At 30.8% G+C, this 17,986-nt stretch carries 14 protein-coding genes, 3 rRNA genes and 1 pseudogene; 12 read left to right on the top strand and 6 right to left on the bottom strand.

Annotation, left to right across the window (positions count from 1 at the left end):
• The first annotated feature begins 5 nt into the window (after nt 1-5).
• A complete protein-coding gene (locus ACQH23_RS10235; RefSeq protein ID WP_425378248.1) occupies nt 6-578 on the top strand; it encodes a DxFTY motif-containing membrane protein in 573 nt (190 codons plus the stop codon).
• Here the strand turns inward: ACQH23_RS10235 and ACQH23_RS10230 are convergent.
• Both ACQH23_RS10230 and ACQH23_RS10225 read right to left on the bottom strand, forming a co-directional pair.
• Nucleotides 575-1,378 carry a phosphotransferase gene (locus ACQH23_RS10230; RefSeq protein WP_425378247.1) on the bottom strand — a complete coding sequence of 268 codons (804 nt, stop codon included), beginning with the start codon at nt 1,376-1,378 and terminating at the stop codon, nt 575-577. The genes ACQH23_RS10235 and ACQH23_RS10230 overlap by 4 nt on opposite strands.
• A 157-nt stretch (nt 1,379-1,535) precedes the next feature.
• The gene (locus ACQH23_RS10225; RefSeq protein ID WP_425378246.1) at nt 1,536-1,859 is read right to left on the bottom strand and encodes a hypothetical protein; all 324 of its coding nucleotides are present in this window, start codon (nt 1,857-1,859) and stop codon (nt 1,536-1,538) included.
• Nucleotides 1,860-1,976: 117 nt separating this feature from the next.
• On the opposite strand from ACQH23_RS10225, the gene ACQH23_RS10220 reads away from it, so the two are divergent.
• The 6 genes and pseudogenes from ACQH23_RS10220 (at nt 1,977) to rrf (ending at nt 8,076) form a co-directional block, all read left to right on the top strand.
• Nucleotides 1,977-2,099 (top strand): hypothetical protein, encoded by a 123-nt coding sequence (locus ACQH23_RS10220; protein ID WP_425378245.1) that lies wholly within the window; start codon nt 1,977-1,979, stop codon nt 2,097-2,099.
• A 46-nt stretch (nt 2,100-2,145) separates the two neighbouring features.
• Nucleotides 2,146-2,205: pseudogene (locus ACQH23_RS10215) on the top strand (hypothetical protein); the annotation flags it as partial.
• Between the two features lie 112 nt (nt 2,206-2,317).
• Entirely contained in the window at nt 2,318-2,536 is a 219-nt protein-coding gene (locus ACQH23_RS10210; RefSeq protein ID WP_425378244.1) for a transposase family protein, read from the top strand.
• 641 nt (nt 2,537-3,177) lie between these two features.
• Nucleotides 3,178-4,697, top strand: a 16S ribosomal RNA gene (locus tag ACQH23_RS10205).
• 282 nt (nt 4,698-4,979) lie between these two features.
• A 23S ribosomal RNA gene (locus tag ACQH23_RS10200) occupies nt 4,980-7,897 on the top strand.
• A gap of 72 nt (nt 7,898-7,969) precedes the next feature.
• Nucleotides 7,970-8,076 (top strand): 5S ribosomal RNA (gene rrf, locus ACQH23_RS10195).
• Together the 16S, 23S and 5S rRNA genes form the textbook arrangement of a ribosomal RNA operon.
• Nucleotides 8,077-8,228: 152 nt before the next feature.
• Here the strand turns inward: rrf and ACQH23_RS10190 are convergent.
• The 4 genes from ACQH23_RS10190 to ACQH23_RS10175 all read right to left on the bottom strand — a co-directional run bounded on the left by ACQH23_RS10190 (nt 8,229) and on the right by ACQH23_RS10175 (nt 10,709).
• Complete coding sequence (locus ACQH23_RS10190) at nt 8,229-8,441, bottom strand: IS3 family transposase (RefSeq protein WP_425378243.1); 213 nt, start codon at nt 8,439-8,441, stop codon at nt 8,229-8,231.
• Between the two features lie 8 nt (nt 8,442-8,449).
• A complete protein-coding gene (locus tag ACQH23_RS10185) occupies nt 8,450-8,773 on the bottom strand; it encodes a transposase (protein ID WP_425378242.1) in 324 nt (107 codons plus the stop codon).
• 265 nt (nt 8,774-9,038) lie between these two features.
• Nucleotides 9,039-9,443 carry a transposase gene (locus ACQH23_RS10180; RefSeq protein WP_425378241.1) on the bottom strand — a complete coding sequence of 135 codons (405 nt, stop codon included), beginning with the start codon at nt 9,441-9,443 and terminating at the stop codon, nt 9,039-9,041.
• 282 nt (nt 9,444-9,725) lie between these two features.
• Complete coding sequence (locus ACQH23_RS10175) at nt 9,726-10,709, bottom strand: IS30 family transposase (protein WP_425378240.1); 984 nt, start codon at nt 10,707-10,709, stop codon at nt 9,726-9,728.
• Between the two features lie 388 nt (nt 10,710-11,097).
• Here ACQH23_RS10175 and ACQH23_RS10170 point away from each other — a divergent pair, with 388 nt between their 5' ends.
• The 5 genes from ACQH23_RS10170 (at nt 11,098) to ACQH23_RS10150 (ending at nt 17,830) form a co-directional block, all read left to right on the top strand.
• A complete protein-coding gene (locus tag ACQH23_RS10170; protein ID WP_425378239.1) occupies nt 11,098-11,409 on the top strand; it encodes a hypothetical protein in 312 nt (103 codons plus the stop codon).
• A 79-nt stretch (nt 11,410-11,488) separates the two neighbouring features.
• Nucleotides 11,489-12,949, top strand: a complete 1,461-nt coding sequence (locus tag ACQH23_RS10165) for a PBSX family phage terminase large subunit (RefSeq protein WP_425378238.1) — start codon at nt 11,489-11,491, stop codon at nt 12,947-12,949.
• Complete coding sequence (locus ACQH23_RS10160; protein WP_253301740.1) at nt 12,949-13,227, top strand: hypothetical protein; 279 nt, start codon at nt 12,949-12,951, stop codon at nt 13,225-13,227. Before ACQH23_RS10165 ends, ACQH23_RS10160 begins: the two co-directional genes overlap by 1 nt.
• Nucleotides 13,220-14,611 carry a hypothetical protein gene (locus ACQH23_RS10155; protein ID WP_425378237.1) on the top strand — a complete coding sequence of 464 codons (1,392 nt, stop codon included), beginning with the start codon at nt 13,220-13,222 and terminating at the stop codon, nt 14,609-14,611. Before ACQH23_RS10160 ends, ACQH23_RS10155 begins: the two co-directional genes overlap by 8 nt.
• 3 nt (nt 14,612-14,614) lie before the next feature.
• A complete protein-coding gene (locus ACQH23_RS10150; RefSeq protein WP_425378236.1) occupies nt 14,615-17,830 on the top strand; it encodes a hypothetical protein in 3,216 nt (1,071 codons plus the stop codon).
• Nucleotides 17,831-17,986 lie beyond the last annotated feature (156 nt).

Below are 17,986 nucleotides of genomic sequence, written 5' to 3'. Positions count from 1 at the left end.
TTCTTATGAAAATCATTAAAAAGGATAATAAAAAAGAATCTACTAATAATTGAGAACATTTACCACCAGAAATGCAAAATAATTTAGCATTTCATGCTTCACGAACAGGATTTTGAAAAAGCTTTTTATTTTTAATTATTGAAGCAATAGGGCCATTTTTATTATTTTTTTTCTTAACTTCCCCAGATTTAAATTTTACCTATCATTTTGATGTTGGCGTCGGGATTGGTTTTGGCTTAGCAATTATTGTTAGCGTCTTTTTATTGACTGACCTTGACTTTGTTTTACATTGTCATCAAGCGGACCAGTTTACTTATACAATTGCTTTATTTTGAGCTTTATATGGGATTTATTTGACAGGGTATTGATGAGGATGAGATAAAATTCTCTATCGTTGTTTAGTTTCCTTTCTTTTTTTACTAATTGCGATTTTTTTTGGAACCTTTATATCCGTATGAATGCGCAATTTACGTGCGCATTTCCAAATGAAAAAAGCGCAAAAGCATTCTTTGGCCCCTGCTGATCAAAAGGATAATAAGGCATTACAAGATCCACCATGCCCGACAAAAGAACCTTAATTATTTTTTTGTAAATTAGTTCATTTTCCTTCAATAATGTCCAAAAAAATCTTTTGGTTTGTTTGTTCATACATATAATTAGCTCAATAAATTCAAAGAATATTTTGATAATACATTCACATTGCTACTTTTTCTTGTTGGCTAGGTGTTAAATTAAAAAGACTAAATCAAGCAGTTTGGTCTGCTTTTGTTGTTAATGTTTCAGAAGCGAATGAAGCAATATCAAAAAATTTGTCATTCAACATTGTATACTCAAAATCAATTAAGTACAAATTATGATATAAAAAGACTAAGTTACCACTATTCAAATCATTATGGCATAAGACAAGTTCTGATGGTTTTAATTTTGCATAAATTATTTTATCTTCATAAGGGGCTAAATTAACTAATTGTTTTTGTACCGCTGTTTTGAAGGTTGTTAAAAATTGTTGGGGATTAAAAGTTTTAATTTTTGAATTTGGCTTAATTTCAATGGCTCATAATTGTTGAATTATTGTGGCAACTTGTGATAGGATTTGCTTTGTTATTTTAACGGCACTAAGTGGTTGTAAGGTTGGGTAGTAGGGGGTTACTAAAAAGAAATGCTCATTATCATAACCATAGTCAACAATTGGCAAAGTTAAATTAGTATTTTTAATTTGTTCTAAAACACAAATTTCATTTTGATGGTCAATGAATAAGTTAGTGAAAGGATTACTGTAACGGATAAAAAGATTATCAACACTTTGATAATTTTGATTAGTAATACCTAAATTCAGTTTTGTTTTAATTCGGTATTTCATGATATCGCTGCCTTTCATTTCAGTATTTTATTAATTTTATTATACAATAGACTTCTTGTGATACCTTATTATTTATGCTTAAAAAGCAATTAAAATTTTTAAAAATGATTATTTTAAAGTTTAATTTAATTTTTTTATTTGTAATTTTTTTATTTTTGTTAGTATCGCAAGAAGTCTACTGTTTTTGTAATCGTTTGGTATTAGTGGATTGAACAAAAATATTATTATTAGTATCAACTGCCATTTGAATACAACATTTAGTGTTAGTGGAAAATGGATCAAGATGAGTTTTTCATTTATCAAATTTATCTTTAAAATTACCTTTATGGATTTCTTTAATAAATGTTTCATCGATTTGTGTTTGGCCATTTAATTTTTTAAGTTTTAATTGAGTATTTTCTAATTGTTTTGATTGCATTAATTTTTGACGATTATATCAAGCTGTTTTGGGTGATGTTTTAATAAAACGGGAAATTACTTTACTAGATTGTCCTAACAATTAAATTTGAATTAATAAATTTCATTAGACTTCTTGCGATACCGGTTTTTCTTATTAAGAATATTTCTATAAAATATAATTAAAAATAAAAAATATAAATTAGGCGGGTATAAAAATATGAAAAATGATAACTTTAAATTTCTTAATGATAAAGAATTATTACGATTAACAGGAATAAAACAAAATACTTTTAATAAAATGTTAGATATTTTAAAAGAAGCCGAGTTAAAAAAAATTTAAAAAAGGCGGAAAAGTTAATAAATTATCATTAGAAAATAGTTTATTAATGACTTTATCATATTGAAGAAAATACCGCACTTATTTTCATCTTGGCAAAAGTTTTGGCATTAGTGAGAGTAATTGTTATCGTAATATCAAATGAATTGAAAACACTTTAATTAAACATCCTGACTTTCAACAACTTGCTGGGCAAAAAACATTAATAAATAAACACTTTAATGATAAAACAATTATTATTGATGCAACCGAAACAGCAATCCAACGCCCAAAAAAAGACAAAAAAATACTATTCCGGAAAAAAGAAAAAGCATACTATCAAAACACAAATAATCATCGAAAAAGAAAGCAAAACTATTATTGCAAAAAATTTTGCTTATGGTAAAACCGATGATTTTCGTTTATTTAAAGAATCAAAAATACCACTTTTAAAAGTTTAGCAAAGACTTTTTTTCTTTACTTACTTTTTTGGGTGCAGTCTAGACTATAACATTTGATCGTGGTAAAGAATTTGCTAATTGACAACAACTTGAAAAAAATTTAAATGTGAAAATTTATTTTGCTAATGCATATTCACCCTGACAAAGAGGTACTAATGAAAATACTAATGGTTTAATTAGATAAAAATTTCCTAAAAAATTTAATTTTTCAAATACTACTAAAAATGCAGTTCATAAATTTATATTGTCTTTAAACCAAAGACCAAGAAAAATACTAAATTATCTTTCGCCAATCGAATATTTGGTTAGAAAAATAATTTAGTTGCACTTAACTTTACAATTTGGCTTTTATAAAAAAATATTAATATTTTTGCCAAAAACACTTGCAAAAAAAATGAGAATTTTATATACTTATAAAGGTGTCAGTTGGTAATAAATTATTACTTACTTAAATCAAAAACAATACTAAAAATATGAAAAAAAGTCAAAAAAGTTATTGACAATAATCGCATAATTTTGTATAATCCAGAAGGTGTTTTGATGACACAACAAAGATCTTTGAAAACTAAACATAACAACAAAAGATAATCATTTATTCAATGAATATCCGTCATTAAAGCTAGGAACAAAAACAATATTTTTTTAATGAGAGTTTGATCCTGGCTCAGGATGAACGCTGGCGGCATGCCTAATACATGCAAGTCGAACGGGGTGCTTGCACCCAGTGGCGAACGGGTGAGTAACACGTATCTAATCTACCCATTAGCGGGGGATAACAGTTGGAAACGACTGCTAATACCGCATACGACATTTTCTGGCATCAGAAAATGTTAAAAGGTCCGTTTGGACCACTAATGGATGAGGATGCGGCGTATTAGTTAGTTGGTAGGGTAATGGCCTACCAAGACAATGATACGTAGCCGAACTGAGAGGTTGATCGGCCACATCGGGACTGAGACACGGCCCGAACTCCTACGGGAGGCAGCAGTAGGGAATTTTTCACAATGGGCGAAAGCCTGATGGAGCAATGCCGCGTGACTGAAGACGGTCTTCGGATTGTAAAGGTCTGTTGTAAGGGAAGAACAGTAAGTATAGGAAATGATACTTATTTGACGGTACCTTACCAGAAAGCCACGGCTAACTATGTGCCAGCAGCCGCGGTAATACATAGGTGGCAAGCGTTATCCGGATTTATTGGGCGTAAAGCGTGCGCAGACGGTTTAACAAGTTTGGGGTCAAATTCTGGAGCTCAACTCCAGTTCGCCTTGAAAACTGTTAAACTAGAGTGTAGGAGAGGTCAATGGAATTCCATGTGTAGCGGTGAAATGCGTAGATATATGGAGGAACACCAGTGGCAAAGGCGGTCGACTGGCCTATCACTGACGTTTAGGCACGAAAGCGTAGGGAGCAAATAGGATTAGATACCCTAGTAGTCTACGCCGTAAACGATGAGTACTAAGTGTCGGACTAAGTTCGGTGCTGCAGCTAACGCATTAAGTACTCCGCCTGAGTAGTATGCTCGCAAGAGTGAAACTCAAAGGAATTGACGGGGACCCGCACAAGCGGTGGAGCATGTGGTTTAATTCGAAGCAACGCGAAGAACCTTACCAAGGCTTGACATCCAGTGCAAAGCTGTAGAAATACAGTGGAGGTTAACATTGAGACAGGTGGTGCATGGTTGTCGTCAGCTCGTGCCGTGAGGTGTTTGGTTAAGTCCAGTAACGAGCGCAACCCTTACCGTTAGTTACTCCATTAATTTGAGATACTCTAACGGGACTGCTAGTGTAAGCTAGAGGAAGGTGGGGATGACGTCAAATCAGCATGCCCCTTATGTCTTGGGCTACACACGTGCTACAATGGTCGGTACAAACAGTTGCGATCTCGCAAGAGGGAGCTAATCTGAAAAAGTCGATCTCAGTTCGGATTGAGGGCTGCAACTCGCCCTCATGAAGTCGGAATCGCTAGTAATCGTGAATCAGCAATGTCGCGGTGAATACGTTCTCGGGTCTTGTACACACCGCCCGTCACACCATGAGAGTTGATAATGCCAGAAGTCGGTATTCTAACCGCAAGGAAGAAGCCGCCCAAGGTAGGATTGATGATTAGGGTGAAGTCGTAACAAGGTATCCGTACGAGAACGTGCGGATGGATCACCTCCTTTCTATGGAGTTAATACTTTATAGTAATTAATTAGTTTTATTAGCTTTAATGACCGTTATGTTTAGTTTTCAGAGATTATTTCTCTGACAATAACAAAAAATGTTATTGCAAATTGTTCTTTGAAAACTGGATAATAGACATCTTGTTATTTTAATCACATGATTAAAATAACAATAATTCAAAATTTCTGTTATTTTTTAAAAATAACTAAAATTTCACAGTTATATTTGTAAATGATTCTCAAAAAAACTGATTTAAAATCAGGTCAAATAATTTATAAAACTTTGAAGTTACAAAGGGCGTATGGTGAATGCCTTGGGAATAGGAGACGATGAAGGACGTGACTACCTGCGATAAGGTTCGGGGAGCTGGAAGTAAGCTTTGATCCGGATATGTCCGAATGGGGAAACCCGGTGAGATTAATCTCTCATCATCCTATAATGAATAAATAGTTATAGTGAAGGTATACCTAGGGAATTGAAACATCTTAATACCTAGAGGAAAAGAAAGCGAATGCGATTCTCTTAGTAGCGGCGAGCGAACGGGGAACAGCCCAAACCAGATTTATCTGGGGTTGTAGGACCATGTTAGTAGAGTTACAAAACTTGTTTATAGTAGAAATGGTTGGGAAACCATGCCACAGAGGGTGATAGTCCCGTATACGAAATAGACAAGACTCGAAATGGAATCCTGAGTACGGCGAGACACGTGAAATCTTGTCGGAATCAACGCGGACCACCGCGTAAGGCTAAATACTACCTATTCACCGATAGTGAACCATTGTACCGTGAGGGAAAGGTGAAAAGCACCCCGGGAGGGGAGTGAAATAGTACCTGAAACCATATGCCTACAAGAAGTCGGAGCCCGTTAATGGGTGACGGCGTGCCTTTTGTAGAATGAGCCGGCGAGTTATTATAGCATGCAAGGTTAAGTAGAAAATACGGAGCCGTAGTGAAAGCGAGCCTTAATAGGGCGTTTAGTATGTTGTAATAGACCCGAAACCAGGTGATCTAGCCATGAGCAGGTTGAAGTTGAGATAAAACTTAATGGAGGACCGAACCGACGTTCGTTGAAAAGACCGCGGATGACTTGTGGCTAGGGGTGAAATTCCAATCGAACCTGGAGATAGCTGGTTCTCCCCGATATAGCTTTAGGGCTAGCGTCGAGGTTAGCAAGTTGGAGGTAGAGCACTAAATGTATGATGGCCCCACCTAGGGGTACTGAATGCAATTAAACTCCGAATGCCAATTTTGTATACTCGGCAGTCAGTACATGGGTGATAAGGTCCATGCACGTAAGGGAAACAGCCCAGATCATCAGTTAAGGTCCCAAAATTTATGCTAAGTGTGTAAGGATGTGAAGTCGCTTAGACAGCTAGGAGGTTGGCTTAGAAGCAGCTACCCTTTAAAGAGTGCGTAACAGCTCACTAGTCGAGTAACTTTGCGCCGTAAATGTACCGGGGCTAAGCATAATACCGAAGCTATGGGTTTTGTATATTTATATACAGGGCGGTAGGGGAGCGTTCTAACAGGGATGAAGGTAGACCGTGAGGACTGCTGGACTGGTTAGAAGTGAGAATGCCGGCATGAGTAACGTTTGAGGGTGAGAATCCCTCATGCCGTTTGACCAAGGTTTCCTGGGCAAGGTTCGTCCACCCAGGGTTAGTCAGGACCTAAGGCGAGGCCGAAAGGCGTAGTCGATGGACAACAGGTTGATATTCCTGTACCACCATATAGAGCGATGGAGTGACGGAGAAGGATAGTATATCCCGGTTATTGGATTCCGGGTTAAGCACAAAGAGGGTAAGGTTGGCAAATCCGCCTTGCATAACCTTGAAGTGTTATGGGGAGCGAACGGTTCGCCTAGTAGCGAAGTATATGACTCCATGCTTCCAAGAAAAGCTTCTAGCACTATTTATATGGTGCCTGTACCTAGAACGAACACACGTGGTCAAGGAGAGAATCCTAAGGCAAGCGAGATAACTGTAGCTAAGGAACTCTGCAAAATAACCCCGTAAGTTAGCGAGAAGGGGTGCTCATATTACTATGAGCCGCAGTGAAGAGGAAGGGGCAACTGTTTAGCAAAAACACAGCTCTCTGCAAAGTCGTAAGACGACGTATAGGGGGTGACGCCTGCCCAGTGCTGGAAGGTTAAGGGGATTAAGTTAGCATTAGCGAAGCTTTGAACCGAAGCCCCAGTGAACGGCGGCCGTAACTATAACGGTCCTAAGGTAGCGAAATTCCTTGTCAGGTAAGTTCTGACCCGCACGAAAGGCGTAATGATCCCTTCGCTGTCTCGGCTGCAGACTCGGTGAAATTTTAGTACCTGTGAAGATGCAGGTTACCCGCAATTAGACGGAAAGACCCCATGGAGCTTTACTATAGCTTGATATTGGGTTTTGATATAGCATGTATAGGAGATAGGTGGGAGACTTTGAAGCAGTAACGCTAGTTATTGTGGAGTCATCCTTGGAATACCACCCTTGTTATGTCGGAATCCTAACCTAGATCTGTAAGCCAGATCAGAGACAGTGTCAGGTGGGTAGTTTGACTGGGGCGGTCGCCTCCTAAAATGTAACGGAGGCGCCCAAAGGTACCCTCAATATGGTTGGAAATCATACATAGAGCGCAAAGGTAAAAGGGTGCTTGACTGTGAGACTTACAAGTCGAACAGGAGCGAAAGCTGGGCTTAGTGATCCGGCGGTCCCGTGTGGAAGGGCCGTCGCTCAACGGATAAAAGTTACCCTGGGGATAACAGGCTGATCTCCCCCAAGAGTTCACATCGACGGGGAGGTTTGGCACCTCGATGTCGGCTCATCGCATCCTGGAGCTGAAGTTGGTTCCAAGGGTTGGGCTGTTCGCCCATTAAAGCGGTACGCGAGCTGGGTTCAGAACGTCGTGAGACAGTTTGGTCCCTATCTGTTGTGGGCGTAGGAAATTTGAAGAGATCTGTCCCTAGTACGAGAGGACCGGGATGGACACACCTCTGGTGCTCCAGTTGTCACGCCAGTGGCACAGCTGGGTAGCTATGTGTGGAAATGATAATCGCTGAAAGCATCTAAGCGAGAAGCATACTTTAAGATGAGATTTCCCATCCTTTATGGAGTAAGACCCCTTGAAGACGACAAGGTTGATAGGTTGGGTGTGTAAGCACGGTGACGTGTTCAGCTAACCAATACTAATAGGTCGAGGACTTCAAAAAAAGCGAGAGCTTATTTACAAATTTTAGACAGTTTATTATCTAGTTTTGAGCGGATAATTTCCCTCAGATAAATCTGGTGCTTATGGCATAGTGGACACACCCGTTCCCATTCCGAACACGGCAGTTAAGCACTATTACGCCGACGATAGTCGCAAGGTGAAAATAGGGCAGTGCCAGGTTAAAAAAAGGTTTCGACCTTTTTTTAATTTATACTTTGTCACATTTACATGATGGATGGAGTGCGTAAAATATTCGGTTGGTGGGTATTTTCCAAAAACTAAGAAAAAGATAAAAATAAAATTCTGTGCACAGTTTCAGATAACTGAGAATTTTAATTAAAAAATGCTTTCATTTCATATTGAAGTGGTGGCATTTTTAAATTTAAAATTTTTCTTTTTTCATTATAATGAATTATATAATTATCTACAATATTTTTTACTTCTAAAATATTTTTACAGTGTGATAATTCTGAGTTCTCGGTTTTAAGAATTGAAAATTGATTTTCAATCGGTGAATTATCTAAACAATTGCCTCTTCTTGACATACTTATATTTATACCGTGTTTTTTAATAATTTTTCATAAGCTTTTGAAGTGAAATGAATACCTTGATCAGAATTAATAGTTAATTCACCTTTGATTATTTTTCTTTTAATAATTGCTTCTTTGATACAATTATTTACTCAATTTACTGTTGGGGTTGTTGTTAAAGAATAATTTACTATTAAATTACTAAATAAATCCTTGATTGCAAATAAATATATTCATTCTGTGATTGTTTTAACATACGTAATATCAATTGATCACTTTTGATTAGTTTTTTCAGCTTTAAAATTACGTTTTAATAGATATTTATGTCGAATATGTTCATTTGTCATTTTTAAGAAATGATTAATTTTTTTCTTGTTTTAATTCTTACACTATAAATTCTATTAGCTAATTTCATATAACGATAAAATGTTGAATTCGACACATTAATTTTTTGCTCTTCCAAAGATAATTTAATTTGTCTGTGTCCTTTAATACTATTTTCTCTATGAATTGCTTTAATTATTTCATATATTGAATAATCAATATTTGGTTGATATTCATCACAATTTTTTGAATATTTATTTCAAGTATCATATGAAATTCTTAATTCTTTTAAATATCATGATAAAGTAATTTTTGATATTGCAATTCTGATTTAATAAAAGCAATTTGTTTTCTAATGTTTGTTTTTGTTTTTATCTTTGGAAGAGCTTCAAGCTTTTTTAAAACCTCATTCTCAGCTTTTATTCTTTCATTTTCTTTTTTTAATAAATAGTTTTCACGTTCTAAGGGTTTTTTAAACTTATTTAATTCAAAATCTTTTCGCTTTTTTCGTTCTTTTAGAATTTCTTTATTTTGTTGAAATTGATTTACTCATTTTGAAATAGTTGCTAAACTAATATGATATTCTTTTGCTATTTCACTATAAGATTTATTGTTAATTGAATATTCATTAACAATTTTTTCTTTAAATTCAAAAGAATGATCTTTAGACCCTTTTATTTTACCTTTAGCCATATAAAAATGTTTCTCCTAACTTTATATATTGCTGAATTATACTTGTAAGTGCAAGTAAATAAAATTGCAAAAAATCTCATATAAAAATTTTATGATGCTAAGTTTATTTTATGTATTATGTAAATTCAAGCAGCAAATTCTGTCTCTTGTTAGTATGATAATAACATCATTTAAAATAAATGCAACTATTTTTTTAAAAAAATTAAAATATTTGTAAATTTAGTCTATTTTAAGCATATTTAAGCACACTGAAAAATAATTTATTAAATTTTTAAAATAAACTTATCTAAAATTATTTAAAAATACTTCTTTAGATGTTCTTCAATTCAAACAAGGCCTTAATTTTTCATTCATAACATTAACTACTCAATCTATTTCTTGTTGAGTAACATTATTAAAATCCGTTCCCTTAATATACCGTTTTCTAAATTCACGGTTCATTCTTTCAATTAATGGTTTTTGTTTTGGTGAACCCGGATCACAAAAATAAATATTAGAACCAGTAATATTTTCTATTTCTTCAAACTTACTAAATTCTTTTCCTCTATCAGTTATTATTCCTTTAATTTTTCCAACCAAACCATTAATTTTAACTAATTCTTCAAGTTTTTCTAAAACCTCATTAGCAGTATGTTCTCCTAATTTAATTGCAAAATAATTTTTACTATTTTGTTCAACTAATACCAAACAACTAGATTGATGGTCTTTTCCAACTACGGTATCCATTTCAAAAAAACCAACATTAGATTTTTTATTTTCAATATCTCATATTGATTTGAATTTATCATCTAATTTTCCGCGATTATCAGGTCTTTTCTTTGTTATATTTCTTCTGCCACCATTTAATAAATTTTTCTTTAACAAACCCAAAAGACCTAAATAAATTCATTTATAAAAAGTTTTAAGACAGGAAGGAAATTTGACACCAAACTTTATTAAAAATCGATGAATAATTTCCGCTGGCGAATCACCAAAAATATTAAATCGTAAATTTAAAAATTTTTGCTGCTCTTCTGTAAATGTAGGTAGTTTTTTAATAGACCTTTTTCGCTTTTGTTTATAATCTTTTTGTGCTTCAACTGGCATATAATCTTCTACCTTTTTAAATCGCTTTATTTCTCTTTTAACAGTATTAATTCCACGATTCATTTGCCGTGCTATTTCTGATAAATTAATTGAATCATTTTTCTTTTTACAAATATCAGAAAATAATAAATCTTTAAATAAATTTCGTTCATCAAATTTTACATGTGTATATTTTTGCATTTTTCTGTCTCCAATTCTTTTTAAAATATTTATAACATTAAATTAAAAATTATTGACAATTATTTTTATAAGTATATAATCTAAGTGATAAACAGTAAGTAAATTCTGTCTCTTAAAGCTGTTTATAAAAAATAAAGTAATTAAGTTTACTGCAATGTTTCTTTTAACTGAGATATATAAATAAAAATTTTTCTAGATTATTATTAATATATAAATTTAGGAGAAACATTGCGGTAATTAAGTTTACTTTTTTTTATTTTGATGTAAAATGTAAATGATAAAAAAAGAACCGCGATGGTTCTTTGTTATATTTTCAGATATAGTTTACTCTTTTATTTAATCATATTTATTAAATAATAGCAATTTTAGTATGGAAAAAGGAGTAAAAATGAAAGAATTTAATCCAAAAACAGCAAGTTTACGAACATTTTATCGTAAAATAGAGCAGTTTTGACGTGATAAATCACCTAATATCCCCTATACTTTAAATGATTTAACCAATAAATTAAATCTTTCTCGCCATTGAAGACAAGAAATTTATCGGAGCGAAAAGATAGTTCCTTTACTTGAAAAACAAGTTGATAAAATAGAAAGTGAACTTATTAAACAAATGGTTAAAACGCCAGAAGGTACTAGGTTATATTGACAGCGTGCATTTAATTATAAATATTCACTACAAGAAAAAGAACTTGAAAAATAATTAAACTTAAATAATCAACAACCAATAATTGTTAATTTACAAACGGATATTAGAGATATTAAAAAAGAAACTGAAAATAATGCTTAATCATTTTACTTATTTGTTAGAAACGCCTTATTGGTTATTACAAAATAGTAATATTGGTAATAAATATCCATTTGTTAAGAAATATGAATTAGTTAATGAAATTAATCAAATTGGAACACGATATAGTGGTAAGACTATATCAAATATTAAAATGTTTGGTGAATTATTAAAAATTAGTTTATTAATTAAAGAACCAATTTGTATAATTGCTAGTATGTATTGGAGTAAAGATTTAAAAGATAGTGTATTTCAAAATATATGAAATATGTTAGATGAAAATAATATACCTTATAGTATTAATTTATCAAATTTTACTTTTACTTTATCAAATGGTAGCAAAATATATTGTAAAGGTTTACATTCACCAAGTCGAAAAGAAAAATTAAAAGCCTTTGCTGATTTGAATAAGTATAAATTAGTAATTGATTGAAGAGAAGAATGTGACCAATTTCAACAAAAAGATTTAAGTGATTTAGAGTTTGCTATTCGTGGTTATCAAAATAAAATAACAATTAATACGTGTAATCCTGAAAGTTTAAAAAGATATATTGTTGGTTATTGTAATGAATTATTATCTTTTAATGAAGAAATAATGCGTAGTAAATATGAACAAATTAAATATATTGAAAAATGAAATATGAAAATTATTATTCATTATTCTAGTTGAAGACTTAATTATAAATTACCACAAGATAAAGTTAATGAACAATTAAGATTAGAACAATTAGATATTGAAAGAGCAAGAGTATGGAGTTGAGGATTGCCCGGTAATACTAGTGGTTCAATTTTTGCAAGATATATTGATATTATGCAAGCAACAGATATTATTCAACCAACGAAATTATTAGGTGGTGTTGATATTGCTAACGCGACCAGTCCTAAGGGACATACTACTGCCGCTAGTTTTTGACTATATAATTCATTTGATAAAAAAGCTTATAAATCTTCTGAGTATACGCATTCAAATGCTACACAGCAATTTAAAACAGAATTAGAACAAGTAAAAGATATTTTAGAGTTTTATAATAATCAATTAAATCAATACTTTAATTTAATACAGCAGGGTATTAGTATAAATGTTGATGATAGTGCATATTCAACATTACAAAGTTTAAATAGAGAAAAATATAATTATACTTTTGGGCAATATATGACATTTAAACCAGCACAAAAACAGAAATTTAAAATAAGACATCGGATTGAAGCATTTACAATGTTAATAAATACAAACCAATTAAAATGATTATGAGAAAAATGTCCTGTCAGTAAAACCCAATATGAATTAATTCAATGAGAAGATAAACCAGATGCCAGAGAAGAACGAATGTTAGACTTATATGATGATACATTTGATAGTGATTTTTATGCTTTACATTTTGAATTAATACCAATGGTTAAACATAATAGTTCAGCAGATTATAAATTATGACAACAAAGGGAGTGAATAACTTAATGAAAAAAGATATTTATGTAATCCATGATGAACGTGTAATAAATGCAAAAAGACCTTATATGTCTGTTTGTGGACAAGTTAAAAAAAGACTTTGTCAAGAATTAAAAAAAGATAATATCGCAATATGTAAATTAAATTTATATAACGAATATATTAAAAAATATCAAAAAGTTAAAGTATGTGTTCAAGTTTTAGCAAATGAGCCAAATTTATTAACAGTAAATATTATTAATTATGCACTTATCTTAAAATTAAAGGAGCAAAATAACCATGAATAATACTTTCCCTAGTTTACCAAACTTAAGTGATATTAATAGTGTTTTAAAATTTTATAATTATGATTGAACAATTAATTTAGCAAATATTATTGCTCGTCATCAAATGCGATTAATAAATGGTAAAGATATTTTATTTAAGTCTCATCGTAAAGATATTTTAGAAAAATTAAATTGATGATATGAAAATTATAAAATAAAAGAAAAGTTAGATAAAAACGAATTAACAGCAAGTTTAATGGGTAAAACTATTTTTGGTTTATTAGAAACTAGTGATGGCAATATTGATTTATGAATTAACCCTTTTAACTTTACATCTCGTGTAAGTAAAATAAATGAAATTGAACAAGGGGCTGATATTTGATTAAATTATCATCAATCAGACAGTGGATTTATTTTAAATTTAATTTGTACCAAAGATAAAATAGTTATTAAAGGTTGACCAAAAAATAACGAGGTAGTTGTTGGACAAAGTAAAACACAAATTAAAGATGATGTTAGACCTTTTTTAGTTCAAGAATTTAAAAATAAATTAGGTATAGTACCTTTTTGAGAAATGATTAATGAACCTAATCCGTTGTTCTTATCAACTTCAACTACATTAAATCCATGACCTACAATGGCAAATTGTTATAAATTACAATTTGATTTAGAAGATAGTTTTAATATTAAATCAAAAGAACGATGAGCTAATCGTACGCACTGATATGGGGTATTAGATGATGGTTTAATGAATGCTTACAATATGGGAAATAAAAAAGCATTACAAGATGTATTTGATGATATTTTCATTCAATCAGGTCAAACGGCAGCAGATGGGACATCATCACAATCTTTACAAGTAGTACAAGGTGCACCAACCTTAGAAACATATACTGAAGATCAAAAATCAATTATTGAACAAGTATATTTAGCATGTCATTTTTCTAGTCCTTTTGGTGATAAATCAGATAATGACCAGAATAAAACACAGTCATTATTAACTAAAACAAAAGACTTAGAAAAACAAGCATATTTACAAGCATATCGTAAGCAATATTATACTAAGATGTTTGATACTGTTTTAAAATATTATGGTTTATGAGATGGTATTGGTGAACGGCCTTATGGTTTTGATTTTATTAGTGCTAGTTTAGTTGACCAAATGCGACAAAATGAATTAATTACTGCTATATTAGATAATGGCACAATGGAACCAATAAGAGCTATAACTGAATATGACAATATTGATGAATTAGAAGCAACAAAATATTTTGAGAAAGTAGAAGAATGACAAAATAAAATGCAAGCCAAAGAAATTGAACATAATAATAAATTACTAGAATATGATGAAACTGGTAATAATCAAAATACCTTGCAAGGTAGAACAGAAATAAAGGAGAATTAAAAAATGAGTAGAATTAACTCAGGAGTTATCGAAGAACTAAGAAGACAAGCCCACGATACTTTAATAGATATCAGAGAAAATATAAAAGATAATAGACATTGAATGGTATTTCCTTTTAATGTTTATAGTTCATATATTCCTGATACTGAAACAGGTTGAAAACCTAATAACGCAAAGCCTAGTGATTATGGTAGTTATTCAAGAATATTTGATAATATGGAAAGTACGATTGCTCAATGACAAGATAGTTTAAAAATAGTCCAAAAATATAAAGGTGAAGAAATTAAGATATTAACAATTGATGATTTTAGTAAACAATCAATTAATTCAACTATATGAGCAAATAATGAAACACCTTTCGCTATAAAATTAAAAGATGAAAATAATAATGTTTATTGAAAATTAATTGATGGTGAAAACATTTATGATATTAATAGAATGTTAGCATACTTAAAGCAATATAAATTAAGTTATTTTATTAATAATGATAATAAAGCTGATAATTTTTATACAAAAGAAGTTAAGGTTGGTAAATATTGAGATGCTTATATGATTGATGATAGAAGTTCAATTCAATTTGGAGAAGCTAAATTTGAACAAGTATTTACTCAGCAATCAACTGAAAGACAATATACTTTATTAATTTTAGATGAAGATGCAAGTAAATTAAATATTAATGATTATTATAATTTTTATACGGTTTTTAATGACCATGGTTTAAATATTGGTGGGGGTAATATAAATATTGCGCCCCAAGATAGACAATGATTATATCCATCAAATGTTATTAATTATTATTCACCATGAGATGGTAGTTTTTTATGACAAGAAATTACCTTTTCAAGTATTAATGACAAAATTAGTAATAGTGGTTTATCAGTACGACAATTTATTCAAACATCAGCACCTGGGGAAGGTTATTGTTTTCCTAAAATAACTTATAATGAGAAAACAAATACATCAACTATTGAATTAGATGATATGTTATTAAAAGACCCCGGTGTTAGAGCAATGGCCGTTAAATTTTATGGTAATCCGATCTTTTTTGATATGCCTGTAATTGGGAGACCAATTATTAAAGGTCAATTTAATCCAAAAGTAATGAATTCACGAGATTTATTAATGTATAACATGTATCCGTGTCCGCCTGATAAAGTAAATACTTATGCATCACCAGAAGTAAGTTGATATAACATTCAAGGGATTCAACCAACAATGATAACCGGTTATGAAAACTGAAAAAAAGATATGGAAAGTAGATATGATTTTTGAAAGCAAAAAAATAGTGAGGGTATTGTTATAACTGACCAAGAAAGTTCGACAGCAACTAATCCCGCTGTTGGAACAACTATTAATGAAGAAAATAAGGACTCTAAATTTTATTGGTCTAAAAATTGAAAAATAACACCACCAAGTCAAATAAAAGTAAATAGTGGTGACGTTAATAATATTATTAGTACCCAAGCATCATCATATTTTAGAAGAAAAGATGAATTTGGTAATACTGTTGGTAGTGTTCAAATTGAATACAATAAAATGGGTTCATGTAATGTTTGAGATATTTTAAATATGAATAATTTTATTAATCGCCAAATAACAGTATTACCTTTAAACTATACACAAAAATTAGTGTTTAATCCTTTTACAATACCGGGTGGTGTTGGTAAATTCTTAAACTTTATTTCATTTGGTATTCCATGAGGCTGAGTTATTAATCAAGATGAAAAAACTTGACCTAATTTTCAATGATTAAATGGATTTATGAGTGCTAATATTTATAGTTTTTATAATGATGCTTTTTGGTCTGAAAACTCAAAAGGTAAATGTTATTTACCTTTTGAAATATTTAGAGAACAAGGCAATGATAAAGTTGGTGCTATTTTTGGAGCAAATGCTACTAGTTTCGGGTTTACTACTTTATTAACTGATAAATTAGTAGGTACTGTTTTAACTAAGGATGGTAAACCAACAAATAATATAGTTTATTCAACATATAATCTAAAACAATTAAACGAAAAAACTAACCGAATTTATTTAATTAATGAACTTACAACAGCAGTAGATGCTCAAACACCAGTTAGTTATAGTGAAGAAGATAATGATTGTGAATTCTTACAAACACCAGATGGGACAAATTGTAGTTATATTATTGATATGTTTTCAATACAATCATTATATAAAGGTAATTTTGAAATTATCTTTTATGCTGATAACCCATATACAAATAATGAAGAAGATTATTTAAGATTATCAGTATGGAGTTTTCGTGGAAAAACAAAAAGTGTATTAAATAATTATTTACGCGATATGACAACTAATTATAAAACTAGTTTCTTATTACCACATGACTATGAAATACCAACATTTAATTACCCACAATATGTCTTGCCACCAGTTCCATATAACTATAAAACTTATACCAAAGATATCTGAGGTGCTAATACAGCAAAACCATTAAAAACTAAAATTACAGCACCACCACAATGCAAAAAAACAGGCAGTCGTTTAGTTAATTTATTTTCTGATGAATTTAATTATGGTTATTATGAAACTGAAATTGATTTAAAACAAATTGACCCAACAATTCAAAGTATTAGTAAATTCCAAGATGTTTATAAAACCATTGAAATAACTAATCTTAATAATTTACAAGTTGAATGTGGGTCACCTGATATCGAAAATTTTATTCCTAATAGAAATGTTAATATATTTGGTGGTGCCAATGATTGTAGCAATAATTTATTTTCATTAGCAAATATAACCTTACAACAAGAGGGTTTATCACAAACAGATAAAGTTAATTTTGATAATACAATAACTTTATATACTAAAAATATAAAAATAAATGATACTGAAACAAAATATGCTACTGGTCTTGCTAATGGAATACCAAGTGAAAATTATCTTAATGTATATAATACATTGGATAACATTTTCGGTGTAAGATTTTTTTTACAAATAACAAAATTAGTTTTTACTGATAAAGATAAAATTAAAGAAACATATTTACAAGCATATTATACTAATAATGTAAAATTAAAAATTAGATTTACAAAAGTACTATTACCTATTTTGCAAAGTTTTTATGTTGATTTTTATGCAAAACCAAAATATTGGGGAAATATCAAAGATATAACAATATATATTTCTAACCCAAATTTCTTGGGAATTAAAAATAAAAGTATTAACCCAGTTAAAATTACAATTAAACCAAGATAAAAATAGAAAAAAAGATATTTATATCTCTTTTTTGTTATTAATCTTTAATTTTGTCGAAAACTCTTGATAAAGTCAAAAACCCTTATAAAATATAGATATTTGCAAGAAATACATTTTATCAAAAACCTAATAAAATCAGGGTTTTGTTAAAATATC

The organism is Spiroplasma endosymbiont of Polydrusus pterygomalis, from assembly GCF_964030635.1.
Lineage (GTDB): Bacteria > Bacillota_I > Bacilli_A > Mycoplasmatales > Mycoplasmataceae > Spiroplasma.
This window is presented reverse-complemented; position numbering and strand designations above follow the sequence as displayed.